Annotated in this window: 12 protein-coding genes, 1 pseudogene and 1 riboswitch; of the genes and pseudogenes, 10 read left to right on the forward strand and 3 right to left on the reverse strand. The window is 72.7% G+C overall.

What is annotated here, in order from left to right; all coding sequences use genetic code 11:
* Positions 1-156, forward strand: a pseudogene (locus GTW43_RS35110) (ROK family transcriptional regulator); the annotation flags it as partial.
* A gap of 93 nt (positions 157-249) precedes the next feature.
* Here GTW43_RS35110 and GTW43_RS35115 read toward each other — a convergent pair.
* Positions 250-990 (reverse strand): NAD(P)H-binding protein, encoded by a 741-nt coding sequence (locus GTW43_RS35115; RefSeq protein ID WP_161306020.1) that lies wholly within the window; start codon positions 988-990, stop codon positions 250-252.
* Positions 991-1,094: 104 nt separating this feature from the next.
* Positions 1,095-1,994 carry an RNA polymerase sigma-70 factor gene (locus tag GTW43_RS35120; protein WP_343246214.1) on the reverse strand — a complete coding sequence of 300 codons (900 nt, stop codon included), beginning with the start codon at positions 1,992-1,994 and terminating at the stop codon, positions 1,095-1,097.
* A 177-nt stretch (positions 1,995-2,171) separates the two neighbouring features.
* Positions 2,172-2,302, forward strand: a riboswitch (FMN riboswitch).
* A 161-nt stretch (positions 2,303-2,463) separates the two neighbouring features.
* Between GTW43_RS35120 and GTW43_RS35125 the strand changes: the two genes are divergently transcribed.
* The 9 genes from GTW43_RS35125 (at position 2,464) to GTW43_RS35165 (ending at position 9,850) form a co-directional block, all read left to right on the forward strand.
* Positions 2,464-3,090 (forward strand): riboflavin synthase, encoded by a 627-nt coding sequence (locus GTW43_RS35125; protein WP_161306022.1) that lies wholly within the window; start codon positions 2,464-2,466, stop codon positions 3,088-3,090.
* Positions 3,087-3,734: a nicotinamide mononucleotide transporter family protein gene (locus GTW43_RS35130; RefSeq protein WP_161306023.1), complete on the forward strand. Its 648-nt coding sequence runs from the start codon at positions 3,087-3,089 to the stop codon at positions 3,732-3,734. Before GTW43_RS35125 ends, GTW43_RS35130 begins: the two co-directional genes overlap by 4 nt.
* On the forward strand, positions 3,731-5,011 hold the full coding sequence (locus GTW43_RS35135) for a bifunctional 3,4-dihydroxy-2-butanone-4-phosphate synthase/GTP cyclohydrolase II (protein WP_161306024.1): 1,281 nt from the start codon (positions 3,731-3,733) through the stop codon (positions 5,009-5,011). Before GTW43_RS35130 ends, GTW43_RS35135 begins: the two co-directional genes overlap by 4 nt.
* A gap of 37 nt (positions 5,012-5,048) precedes the next feature.
* Entirely contained in the window at positions 5,049-5,537 is a 489-nt protein-coding gene (gene ribH / locus GTW43_RS35140; RefSeq protein WP_161306025.1) for a 6,7-dimethyl-8-ribityllumazine synthase, read from the forward strand.
* Between the two features lie 32 nt (positions 5,538-5,569).
* On the forward strand, positions 5,570-5,842 hold the full coding sequence (locus GTW43_RS35145; RefSeq protein ID WP_161306026.1) for a phosphoribosyl-ATP diphosphatase: 273 nt from the start codon (positions 5,570-5,572) through the stop codon (positions 5,840-5,842).
* Between the two features lie 52 nt (positions 5,843-5,894).
* Positions 5,895-6,743, forward strand: a complete 849-nt coding sequence (hisG, locus tag GTW43_RS35150; protein WP_161306027.1) for an ATP phosphoribosyltransferase — start codon at positions 5,895-5,897, stop codon at positions 6,741-6,743.
* A gap of 20 nt (positions 6,744-6,763) precedes the next feature.
* Positions 6,764-7,204, forward strand: a complete 441-nt coding sequence (locus GTW43_RS35155) for a PH domain-containing protein (RefSeq protein WP_161306028.1) — start codon at positions 6,764-6,766, stop codon at positions 7,202-7,204.
* Between the two features lie 247 nt (positions 7,205-7,451).
* Entirely contained in the window at positions 7,452-8,789 is a 1,338-nt protein-coding gene (locus tag GTW43_RS35160; RefSeq protein WP_161306029.1) for a hemolysin family protein, read from the forward strand.
* The gene (locus GTW43_RS35165) at positions 8,786-9,850 is read left to right on the forward strand and encodes a hemolysin family protein (protein ID WP_161306030.1); all 1,065 of its coding nucleotides are present in this window, start codon (positions 8,786-8,788) and stop codon (positions 9,848-9,850) included. The genes GTW43_RS35160 and GTW43_RS35165 overlap by 4 nt, the downstream gene beginning before the upstream one ends.
* A gap of 44 nt (positions 9,851-9,894) precedes the next feature.
* Here the strand turns inward: GTW43_RS35165 and GTW43_RS35170 are convergent, their stop codons facing one another.
* Positions 9,895-11,775 (reverse strand): AAA family ATPase, encoded by a 1,881-nt coding sequence (locus tag GTW43_RS35170; RefSeq protein WP_161306031.1) that lies wholly within the window; start codon positions 11,773-11,775, stop codon positions 9,895-9,897.
* Between the last annotated feature and the right edge of the window lie 385 nt (positions 11,776-12,160).

The raw sequence follows: 12,160 nt of genomic DNA on the forward strand, positions 1-12,160 counted from the left end.
GGCGACGACCTGGCCCGGCGCGTCGCCGCCCGTCTCTCCGCGATGTCACCGCTGGTCACCGAGGTGCGCGCGGGCGCTCTCGGCGGCGGCGCGGTGCTGCGCGGGGCGCTGCTCATGGCGCGCGACGCGGCGCAGGAGGCGGTGTACGCGCCGTAGCCGGACCTGCCCCGGGCCCCGCGCCCGGCCGCAGAGCCGCCCCGAGCCGCAGAGCCGCGCCGAGTCGCACGGGGCACCCCGCGCCGCCTCCCGCTATCCCCGCTCCCGCGCCAGGAACTCCTCGAACGTGACCCGGCCCACCGCCCCGTCCGGCGCCAGGTGCCGCCCCTCGCGGAACGCCCGGTAGGTCCGGCCGGCCAGCGGCACCCCGAGCACCGGGCGGCGTCGCCCCGCGGCCCGCAGATACGCCCGCCCGAGATCCTCGAACGTGCGCACCTCGGGGCCGCCCATGTCGGGGACCCGGCCCGCGGGTCCGGCCAGGGCCAACTCGGCCAGCCGGTCGGCGACTTCGGTCACCTCGACGGGCTGGTCGCAGACCCCGGCCGGCAGCAGCACGACCGGCAGCCGCGCCGCGCCCGCCAGCACCGTGCGCACCAGGTCGTGGAACTGCGTCGCCCGCAGCACCGTCCAGCCGAGCCCCGCGTCCTCGATCACCCGCTCCACCGCGTGCTTCGTGCGGTAGTAGCCGAGCGGTATGCGGTCCACCCCGACGATCGAGATGTACAGCAGATGCGGGACGCCCGCCCGGCGCGCCGCGTCGACCAGGTGGACGGCCGCCTGCTCGTCGCCGCCGCGCGGCGAGGACGCGCAGTGCACGATCACGTCCACGCCGCTCACCGCCCGGTCGAGCGCGGGCCCGCCGGTGCGCAGGTCCACCGCGTACGGCTGCGCGCTCCGGCTGAGCACGCGCACCTCGTGCCCCGCGCCCGCCAGCCGTTCGACGACGGGCCGGCCGAGCGTGCCGGTGCCCCCGGTCACCAGGATCGTGGTCATTCCCGCATCAGTCCCTCCGGTCGTCGGCGTCCCCGCGCGGGACACCGTCGTCGTCCAAGAACCGGCCGGGCCCGCGGAATGTGACAACCCGCAGGTGAGGAAGGTCAGGCAGCGGCCAGCTGACCGGTCAGGAAGCCCAGTTTCTCCGGGTTCATCACGGCCCGCGCGACGGCCACCCGCCCGTCCCGCACCTCGAAGCTGACGCTCGCGACCACGGTGTCCCCGAGCCGCGCGACGAGTCCGGGCGCCCCGTTCACCTCCGCGACGGTGAACCGCGCACCCGTCAGGTACCGCTCGCCCACGCCCACCAGGAACCGGAGCACCTTCTCCCGCCCGTCGACCGGCCTGCGGGCCGCCGAGACCCGGCCCCCGCCGTCGCTCCACCACGTGACATCGGCGGCGAGCAGCCGTTCCAGGGTCGCGAGATCGCCCTCGCGCGACGCGGTGACGAACGCCTCCACCAGTTCGCGCCGCACCTCCTGCGACGGCTCGAAGCGCGGCGCGGGCTCCGCGATCCGGCCCGCCGCCCGCCGGTACAGCTGACGGCAGTGGGCCTCCTCGAGGCCGAGCACGGCGCCGATGTCCCGGTACCCGTACGCGAAGGCCTCGCGCAGGACGTAGACGGCCCGCTCGGTCGGTGTCAGCCGCTCCAGCAGGACGAGCAGCGCGCACGACACGGAGTCCCGGCTCTGCGCCGAGTCCAGCGGGCCGAGCGCCCCGTCCGCGGTGAGCACCGGCTCGGGCAGCCACGGGCCCACGTACCGCTCCCGCCGGACGCGGGCCGAGGTGAGGCGGTTCAGACAGAGACGGGTGACGGCCTTGGCGAGCCAGGCCCCCGGATGCGTGAGCGAGCCCGGCTCCGTGGCACGGAAGCGCAGATACGCGTCCTGCACGGTGTCCTGTGCCTCCTCGGCCGAGCCGAGCATCCGGTAGGCGAGCCCGAACATCCGCGGGCGGTGGCGCTCGAACTCCTCGGCGCGGTCGGTCTCCGATGCGGTCGTCACGGCCCCAGCGTGCCAGAACGCGCGGCACGGACACCGCAAGCCCCGGCGCCCCCGGGCGAGTTGACCGGCGTATTCCCGTACGGCACCGAAAGCCATCGCCACCGGCTGTGAGTCAGCCCACAGGCATCGCATGCATGTACATCGACCGGACGTGGCACACTGGCCGTGTACCAGAAGCAGCGCACTCCGGGGTCGGTGAAAGTCCGAACCGGCGGTTACAGTCCGCGACCCGGTCACGTCCAGTGGCCGGTTGACCAGGTGAAATTCCTGGACCGACGGTTAAAGTCCGGATGGGAGGCAGTGCGCGGCGGGCGGGCACCTCGTGTGCGCGTCGCCGAGCTGTTGAGGGCATCGTCCACGATGCCCCGCACGCGGCGTCGTCGCTCTCCCGGTGTCGTCGTCCGTACGTTCTGTCGTCGTCGTACGACAGTGCCCCGGAGTCCAGGCCCGTCAAGGGAGGACCCGGGAAGTGTTCACCGGAATCGTCGAAGAGCTGGGCGAGATCACGGCGGTCGAGAATCTCGACGACGCCTCCCGCTTCCGCGTCCGCGGCCCTGTCGTCACCGAAGGCGCCAAGCACGGTGACTCCATCGCGGTCAACGGCGTGTGTCTCACCGTCGTCGAGCACGACGGGGACACCTTCACCGCCGACGTCATGGCCGAGACCCTCAAGCGGTCCAGCCTCGGCGCGCTCACCACCGGCTCCCGGGTCAACCTCGAGCGCCCGATGGTCGCCGACGGCCGCTTCGGCGGGCACATCGTGCAGGGCCACGTCGACGGCACCGGCACCGTCGTCGAGCGCACCCCCTCCGAGCACTGGGAGATCGTCAAGGTCTCGCTGCCCGCGACGCTCACGCGGTACGTCGTCGAGAAGGGCTCGATCACGGTCGACGGCGTCAGCCTCACGGTCGTCGAGGCCGGCCCCGACTTCTTCACGATCAGCCTCATCCCCACCACGCTCGCGCTGACCACGCTCGGCCACAAGCAGCCCGGCGACCCGGTCAACCTCGAGGTCGACGTCATCGCCAAGTACGTCGAGCGCATGCTCGACGACCAGCTCGGTACCCAGCTCGGTACTCAGGAGGCCGGCCGGTGAACTGGCTCAACTCGCAGGCGTTCACGCTCTTCGGACAGCACATCATCTGGTCCGACATGATCGGCAACGTGATCGGCCTGATCGCCCTCGCCCTCGGCTGGCGCCGGTCCATATGGACCTGGCCCGCCCAGCTCGTCTCCGGCGCGATCCTGCTGACCGCCTTCGCCACCGCCCACCTCTCCGGCAGCGCGGGCAAGCAGCTCGTCGTCATCGTCGTCGCCCTCTTCGGCTGGTGGCAGTGGCGGCGCGGCACCGGCCGGGCCCAGGACGGCTCCATCGCCGTCCGCTTCGCCACCTGGCGCGAGCGCGGCTTCCTCGTCGGCGCCGCCGCCGTGGGCACCCTCGCCGTCGGCGGCCTGTTCACCGCCTTCCCGACCCTGTCCTGGGACCCCTGGCCCGACGCCTACATCTTCGTCGGCACGGTCGTCGCGATGGTCGCCCAGGCGCGCGGCATGGTCGAGTTCTGGTTCGCCTGGCTGCTCGTCGACGCGGTCGGCGTCCCCCTCAACTTCGCGAACGGCTTCGCCTTCTCCGGCTTCGTCTACGTCCTCTACGGCGCGCTCGTCCTGTGGGGCATGCGCGACTGGTGGCTGCGGTCCCGCGCCGCCGCCCCCGCCCCTGCGCTCGAAGGAGCCCACGCATGAGCACGGCACCGCACCTCTACGACGTCGCCGACCTCGCCCTCGACCCCGTCGAGCAGGCGATCCGCGACATCGCCGCCGGCCGCCCCGTCGTGGTCGTCGACGACGAGGACCGGGAGAACGAGGGCGACCTCGTCGTCGCCGCCGAGAAGATCACGCCCGAGATCGTCGCCTTCATGATGAGCGAGTGCCGCGGACTGATCTGCGCGCCCATGGAGAGCGACGAGCTGGAGCGGCTCGACCTCCCGCAGATGGTCGGGAACAACACCGAGTCGATGAAGACCGCCTTCACCGTCTCCGTCGACGCCTCCGGCGCCCACGGCGTCACCACCGGCATCTCCGCCGCCGACCGCGCCACCACCCTGCGGCTGCTCGCCTCCGGCGAGGCCGGTCCCGGCGACTTCGTGCGCCCCGGCCACGTCTTCCCGCTGCGCGCCCAGCGGGGCGGAGTGCTCACCCGCAACGGCCACACCGAGGCCGCCGTCGACCTCGCCCGCCTCGCGGGCCTGCGCCCCGCCGGCGCCATCGTCGAGATCGCGGGCGAGGACGGCGTCATGCTGCGGCTGCCCGAGCTCGTGCCCTTCGCCCGCAAGCACGGCCTGACGATCATCTCCATCGAGGACCTCATCGCCTACCGCCGCTCGTCCGAGCCCACGGTCCGGCGCGAGGCCACCGTCCAGCTGCCCACCGCCTTCGGCGAGTTCACCGCCTACGGCTACCGCTCCACGGTCGACGGCGTCGAGCACGTCGCCCTCGTCCACGGCGACCTGACCGACGGCGAGGACGTGCTGGCCCGCGTCCACTCCGAATGCCTCACCGGCGACATCTTCCACTCGCTGCGCTGCGACTGCGGCCCCCAGCTGGAGGAGTCCATGCGCCGCATCGTCGAGGAGGGCCGCGGCGTCGTCGTCTACCTGCGCGGCCACGAGGGCCGCGGCATCGGCCTGCTGTCCAAGCTGCGCGCCTACGAACTGCAGGAGCAGGGCCGCGACACCCTCGACGCCAACCTCGAGCTCGGCCTGCCCGCCGACGCCCGCGACTACGCGGCCGGCGCGCAGATCCTCCAGGACCTCGGCGTGCGCAGCCTGCGCCTGATGACGAACAACCCGGACAAGACCGAGGCCCTCACCCGGCACGGGCTGAAGGTCGCGGCCCGCGAGCCGATGCCGGTCACCGCGGGCGAGCACAACCTGCGCTACCTGCGCACCAAGCGCGACCGCATGGGCCACGACCTGCCCTGGCTCGACGCGCCCCGCGCGTCCACCTGCGGCAACCAGTAACCACCGAACACCCCCATCTAGGTACGAGGAGAAGCGCGTGAGCGGCAAGGGTGCCCCCGAACTGAGCGTGAAGAACTGCGGCGACCTGCGCGTGGCCGTCATCGCCGCCCAGTGGCACGAGAAGGTCATGGACGGCCTCGTCGACGGCGCCCTGCGCGCCCTGAACGAGCTGGGCATCAGCGAGCCCACCGTCCTGCGCGTCCCCGGCAGCTTCGAGCTGCCCGTCGTCGCCAAGGTCCTCGCCGGCCGGGGCTACGACGCGATCGTCGCCCTCGGCGTCGTCATCCGCGGCGGCACCCCGCACTTCGACTACGTGTGCCAGGGCGTCACGACGGGCCTCACCCAGGTCTCCCTCGACACCGGTGTCCCCGTCGGCTTCGGCGTCCTGACCTGCGACACCGAGGAGCAGGCCCTGGACCGGGCCGGCCTGGAGGGTTCCCGCGAGGACAAGGGCCACGAAGCGGTCACCGCCGCCGTCGCCACCGCGACCACCCTGCGTACCGTCGCCGAGCCCTGGCGTGAGTGAGGGCGGGAGAGCCGCGTAAAGTAGGCACCACCATGTCCAATAAGACGTTCGAGGAGCTCTTCACCGAGCTCCAGCACAAGGCAGCCCACGGCGACCCCGCCACGTCCCGCACCGCAGAGCTGGTCGGCAAGGGCGTCCATGCCATCGGCAAGAAGGTCGTCGAGGAGGCCGCCGAAGTCTGGATGGCCGCCGAGCACGAGGGCAAGGACGCCGCGGCCGAGGAGATCTCGCAGCTCCTCTACCACGTCCAGGTGATGATGGTCGCCCGCGGCATCTCCCTCGACGACGTGTACGCGCACCTCTAGAGCCCGCGCACACCCATCCCAACCCACCCGTCACACAAAGGAATCCGACCTCATGCTGCGCATCGCCGTCCCCAACAAGGGTTCACTGTCCGGACCTGCGTCGGCGATGCTGCATGAGGCCGGATACCGCCAGCGCAAGGAGTCCAAGGAACTCGTCACGGTCGACCCGGACAACGAGGTCGAGTTCTTCTACCTGCGCCCCAAGGACATCGCGATCTACGTGTCCTCCGGCAAGCTCGACATCGGCATCACCGGCGAGGACCTGCTGATCGACTCCGCGGCCGACGCCGAGGCGATCCTGCCCCTCGGCTTCGCCCGCTCCACCTTCCGCTTCGCCTCCCGTCCCGGCGCCGTCAAGGACCTCGCCGACCTGGCCGGGCGGACGATCGCCACCTCCTACGAGGGCATCGTCGGCAAGTACCTCGCCGAGCACGGCGTCGAGGCCTCCGTGGTCCACCTCGACGGCGCCGTGGAGACCGCCATCGAACTGGGCGTCGCCGAGGCCATCGCCGACGTCGTCGAGACCGGAACCTCCCTGCGCAACGCGGGCCTGGAGGTCTTCGGCGAGCCGATCATGCGCTCCGAGGCCTGTGTCATCCGCCGCCGGGGCGCCACCGCCGACGACCCCAAGGTGCAGCAGTTCCTGCGCCGCCTCCAGGGCGTCCTCGTCGCCCGCACCTACGTGATGATGGACTACGACTGCCGCGCCGAGCACCTGGAGAAGGCCGTCGCCCTCACCCCGGGCCTCGAGTCGCCGACGGTCTCGCCGCTGCACAACGAGGGCTGGGTCGCCGTGCGCGCCATGGTCCCCGCGAAGGACGCGCAGCGCATCATGGACGACCTGTACGCCCTCGGCGCCCGGGCCATCCTCACCACGGCCATCCACGCCTGCCGCCTCTGACGACCCGGGGGACCCGCGCCATGTCCGAGCTGCCGACGCTGCCCGTCACGTTCCGCCCGGGACGCACCCGTGCCCTGCTGCACGCTCTGGGTGCCGCCTGCTTCGTGACGATCACCGTCATCGCCCTCGTCCTCGACACCATGAGCCCGGCGGAGCGCAGCAGCTTCGTCTTCACCGCCGCGCTCTTCTGGGGCGTGCTCGGGCTGCTGGCACGGCCCAGGGTCGTCGCGGACGACACCGGCGTCACCGTCGTCAACGTCGCCCGCAGCCGCCGGCTCGACTGGGCCGAGATCGTCGGCGTCAACCTGCGACCCGGTGACCCCTGGGTCTTCCTCGACCTCGCCGACGGCACCAGCCTGGCCGCCATGGGCATCCAGCCCGGCATGGCCCGGCAGAGCGCGGTCCGGGACGCGCGGGCACTGCGCGCCCTGACCGAGGCCCACAGCACCGTCCGGAGCTGACCCGCCGCCGGATCAGGGCAGGCTCAGGGGTGCGGGGCCTGCCGCACCCGGCCCGGTCGTGATTAATCTGGTGGTGGGGCGTGCCTTCGGAGCCGCCCCGCCCCCGACGCGCCCGGACGGGCTGCCGGGGGCTCCTACTGACCGAGGAGTGACTCCCTCCAGCGATGGACGGATCGTCCGGTAGTACCTGCGCCGCCCCCTCCCGACATAGCGCGCCCCGCGCGCTGACGTCCGTGGAGGCGGCGGCATGACCATCCCGTTGCTGCTGCTCTCAGCCGCCTTCCTCCTGATCCTCGCCAACGGCTTCTTCGTGGCGGCCGAGTTCGGCCTCGTCACGGTGGAGCGCCCCGACGCCGAGCAGGCCGCGGCCGCCGGCGACAAGCGGGCCCGCACCGTGGTGGCCGCGCTCAAGGAGCTGTCCTTCCAGCTCTCCGGCACCCAGCTCGGCATCACCATCACCTCCCTGGTCGTCGGCATGCTCGCCGAACCGGCCCTCGCCGAACTCCTGAACGGCCCGTTCACGGCCGTCGGCGTCCCCGAGGGGGCCGCGCGGGGCATCAGCGTGGTCATCGGCATGCTCCTCGCCGCCGCGGTGCAGATGGTGCTCGGCGAACTCGTCCCGAAGAACTGGGCGGTCTCGCGCCCGCTGGAGGTGGCGCGCTTCGTCACCGGCCCCCAGCACATCTTCTCGCGCCTCTTCCGCCCGGTGATCTCCGCGCTCAACGCCGTCGCGAACCGTCTGGTCCGCGCCCTCGGCGTCGAGCCGGCCGACGAGCTGGCCTCCGCCCGCACCCCGGGCGAACTGGTGTCGCTGGCCCGCCACTCGGCACAGGCCGGCGCCCTGGAGCAGGACACCGCCGACCTGTTCGTGCGCACCCTCTCCCTGGCCGGGCTCACCGCGCAGCACGTCATGACGCCGCGGGTGAAGGTCAGCGCGCTCCAGGCGTCCGCGACCGCCGAGGACGTGGTCAACCTGACCCGCGCCACCGGCCTGTCCCGCTTCCCCGTCTACCGGGAGCGGATCGACGAGGTCATCGGCATGGTCCATCTCAAGGACGCGCTCGTGGTGCCCGCGCACGAACGGTTGCGCACCCCGGTCGGCCGGATCGCGCAGACCCCGCTCCTGGTCCCCGAGACGCTGCCCGTGCAGCCGCTCCTCGCGCAGCTGCGCAGCGAGCAGCCCATCGCGGTCGTCGTCGACGAGTACGGCGGTACCGCCGGGGTCGTCACCCTCGAGGACATCGTCGAGGAGCTCGTCGGCGAGGTCCGCGACGAGCACGACCACCACGATCTGCCCGAGCTCGCCGCGCTGCCCGCCGAGGACGGCCGCCCCGCCTGGGAGGCCGACGGCAGCTGCCGCGTCGACACCCTGCGCCGCATCGGCCTCGACGCGCCCGACGGCCCGTACGAGACGGTCGCCGGCCTCGTCGCGGACCTGCTCGGCCGCATCCCCGCCCCCGGCGACCGCGCCGAGCTGCCCGGCTGGCGGCTGTCCGTGCGCCAGGTCGACCACTACCGGGCCGAGCGGGTCCGCATCGTGCGGCTCGCGGACGCCCCGCAGCCCGTCCTGGAGGCGGCCCGATGAGCGCCCTGCAACTGTTCTTCGCCGCGCTGCTCGTCCTGGCCAACGGGTTCTTCGTCGGCGCCGAGTTCGCGCTCGTCTCCGTGCGCCGCAGCCAGATCGAACCGATCCCCGGCAAGCGCGCCCGCCAGGTCCTGCACGGGCTCGAGCACCTGCCGCAGATGATGGCGGCGGCCCAGTTCGGCATCACCGTCTGCTCGCTGACGCTGGGCGCGGTCGCGGAGCCGACGGTCGCGCACCTGCTGGAGCCGCTGTTCGAGGCGGTCCACCTGCCCGACGGGGTGATCCATCCGCTCGGCTACGTGATCGCGCTCGCCGCCGTCGTCTTCCTCCACCTCGTCATCGGCGAGATGGTGCCGAAGAACCTGGCGATGGCCGCGCCCGAGAAGACGGCTCTGTGGTTCAGCCCGGGCCTCGTCGCGTTCGCGCGGCTGTGCAAGCCGGTCACGCTGGCGCTCGGCGCCTGTGCCCGGCTCGTCCTGAAGCTGTTCCGGGTCGAGCCCAAGGACGAGGTCGAGGCCGTCTTCACCAGCGAACAGCTCAACCGGCTCGTCGAGGACTCGGGTCAGGCCGGACTGCTCGGCCCCGAGGAGCAGGAGCGCCTCGAGGACGCGCTCGAACTGGGCTCCCGCCCGGTGACCGACGTACTCCTGGCCCGCTCCTCCCTGGTCACGGTGGGACCGTCGGTGACCCCCGCGCAGATCATCGAGCTGACCGGGCGCACCGGTTTCTCGCGCTTCCCGATCTGCGCGGACGGCGGCGCGTTCATGGGCTACCTGCACGTCAAGGACGTCCTGGACCTCATAGACGGGCCCGACACCGGGCGGGCCGTCCCGCAGCACCTGTGGCGGCCCATGACGACGATGCGGTCGGAACTGCCGCTGGACGACGCGCTGACGGTGATGCGGCGCGCGGCCACGCATCTGGCGCAGGTCGCGGACGCGTCGGGCCGGGTCCTCGGCCTGGTCGCCCTGGAGGACGTCCTGGAGCTCCTCGTGGGCGAGGTGACGGACCCGGCGCATCAGGTGCCGCCGGCCAGGAAGCGGGTGGACCTGCCGGCCTGAGCGGCGTCCTTCGTCTGCGGCGGCCTCACGGGGCGGGACCTGCGCTAGAACCCGGTCCCGCCCCGCGACCCCCGCCCCGAGAGGACCTCCCCGTACGCCTGCATGAGGTCGGCCAGCCGCAGTGTGGCCAGGTCGTCCCGCGTGGGCTCGACGAGATAGCCGGTCAGGCGGAGATCCCGGTACGCGCACGACTTCTCGTACAGCGTCCGCAGGAACCGCCCGTTCCCCAGCTCGTCGATCCATCCCTGGTCGACCACGTGCCCGGCGATGGAGCGCAGCTCGTCGAGCGCCTCCTCGTCCCACACGTCCCCGTTCTCCGCGGCGAGCACCTCGCCGATGGAGGTGAGCTCCAGCGGTCGGTACGAGGGGAAGTCGACCCGGGTCGTGAACCGGGACGAGAGCCCGGGGTTCGCGGCGAGCAGCCGGTCCATGCCCTCGGGGTACCCGGCGAGAATCACCACGAGGTGGTCCCGGTTGTCCTCGGCCCGCTTCAGGAGCACCTGGAGCGCCTCGTCCCCGTACGCGTCGCCCTTGCCGTACCCGGAGTTGGACAGCGCGTACGCCTCGTCGACGAAGAGGACCCCGCCGAGCGCGGAGTCGATCAGCTCGTTGGCCTTCACGGCCGTCTGGCCCAGGTACTCACCGACGAGGTCCGCCCGCTGGGCCTCGACCAGGTGGTCGCCGCCGAGCAGTCCCAGCGCGTAGAAGACCCGGCCGAGGATGCGGGCGACGGTGGTCTTGCCGGTGCCGGAGGGGCCGGAGAAGACGAAGTGCCGCTTCGGCGGCTGGACGGGCAGCCCCTGGCCGGCCCGCAGCCGCGCCATGTTCAGCTGCGCGGAGAGCGCCTTGACCTGGCGCTTGACGGGTTCGAGGCCGACCATCCGCTCCAGCTCGGCGAGCGCCTCCTCCAGGAGCGCCGGATCGGCGGGCCCGGCGGGCAGCGGGGGCGAGGCCGGGACCACGGCCTTCTCGCGCACGATGTCGGTCTCCTCCGCGGCGGCCCCGGCCCCCGCCCCGGGCGGCGGCAGATCGGGGCCGGAGACCTTGAGGTCGCGCCCGTCGCTCTCGTAGAGCGGGTCGGCCGACTCGGTCCCGTCGAGGCCGTCCTGGTAGCCGGTCAGCAGCGGGGCGAGGTCCGAGCCGTCCGCGAGGTCGCCCAGGCCGTCCCCCTCGGCGATCGCGGCGAGCCGCGCGGAGGTGTCCATGAACGCGGGGTCGACCCGGTGCACGGCCCGGTACAGCGGCAGCGCGGCCGCCGAACGGCCGGTGCCCTCGTGCGCCCGGGCGAGCCAGTAGCGCAGTTCCTTGCGCTGGGGCTGCTCGCTGCGGCAGCGCATCAGCGCGGCGGCGAGCAGCGGCTCCGCCTGCCCGTACATCTCCAGGCGCACCCGGGCCATGCCGCCGAAGAGACCGGCCTCGATGCCCAGCAGCGGATCGTCGATCAGCTGCTCCGTGAGCCGGACCAACTGCTCCCAGTCCTTGACGAGATAGGCGCGGCACGCGTGCAGGAACCGCACCTGGCGGTCCGCGTCGACGGGCGGCAGGGTGGCCAGCGCCCGGTCGAGCTCGGGGACGTGCCGTCCGTCGAGCCAGTGCGAGGCGTGCGCCAATAAGAGGTCGCGCGGCTGCTCGAGGACCGGCTGGACCCACCAGCCGAGCCAGTACCAGGAGTTGAGCGCGCGCCGGTGCCGGGCGCGCTGCTCGCCGAAGCGATCGCGGTGCCGGAACATGCGCAGCAGCGCCGTCGTCGTGTCGATCCGCAGCGCGTGCAGTCCGAGCCAGCCGTCGGCCATGCCCGGGTCGATGCGGACGGCGGCCTTGAACTCCTCCTCCGCCTGCGGATAGGCGCCCATCGTGTAGGCGTCCACGCCTCGCAGCCAGGCGAGGTCGGCCGGGCCTGTCGGCGCACCAGTGCCGAAGTCCATCACGTCCCCCACAAACCGTGCCCCCGATGAACCGCTCTGTCATGGACGGGAGTTGCCACGATGCGGACAGCGAGCCGTCCCAGGCCGCACCGAGAGGCATCGTACCTGCGCGGGTGCGGTGCACCGTAGGGCGCGCGGGGGTCGGATCGGGGCGGACGGCGGCATGCGGCGCAGGTGAGGGCGGTGCCGCATGGTGACCCAGGGTGAACGGAGAGCGCCGCGCCGGGACCGGTTTGCGGCTTTGGGGCAGAACGAAGCCCCCGATCACGGGGGAACAACCGGGGGCTTCGCGTCTGCGGGGCGGCCCGCGAAGGCCGCTCATTGAGAACGTAAGACCTGTACGGCCCCTCGGTCAAGCCGAGTTGAGGCACTCCGGGAAACTTGT

Origin of the sequence: Streptomyces sp. SID5785 (genome assembly GCF_009870065.1) — a bacterium.
Lineage (GTDB): Bacteria > Actinomycetota > Actinomycetes > Streptomycetales > Streptomycetaceae > Streptomyces.

Coding starts and splice junctions, on each gene's coding strand:
- GTW43_RS35145 (WP_161306026.1), top strand. CDS start 5,570: ATGTCCAATAAGACGTTCGAGGAGCTCTTCACCGAGCTCCAGCACAAG.
- GTW43_RS35170 (WP_161306031.1), bottom strand. CDS start 11,775: ATGGACTTCGGCACTGGTGCGCCGACAGGCCCGGCCGACCTCGCCTGG.
- GTW43_RS35160 (WP_161306029.1), top strand. CDS start 7,452: ATGACCATCCCGTTGCTGCTGCTCTCAGCCGCCTTCCTCCTGATCCTC.
- hisG (WP_161306027.1), top strand. CDS start 5,895: ATGCTGCGCATCGCCGTCCCCAACAAGGGTTCACTGTCCGGACCTGCG.
- GTW43_RS35165 (WP_161306030.1), top strand. CDS start 8,786: ATGAGCGCCCTGCAACTGTTCTTCGCCGCGCTGCTCGTCCTGGCCAAC.
- GTW43_RS35155 (WP_161306028.1), top strand. CDS start 6,764: ATGTCCGAGCTGCCGACGCTGCCCGTCACGTTCCGCCCGGGACGCACC.
- GTW43_RS35115 (WP_161306020.1), bottom strand. CDS start 990: ATGACCACGATCCTGGTGACCGGGGGCACCGGCACGCTCGGCCGGCCC.
- GTW43_RS35135 (WP_161306024.1), top strand. CDS start 3,731: ATGAGCACGGCACCGCACCTCTACGACGTCGCCGACCTCGCCCTCGAC.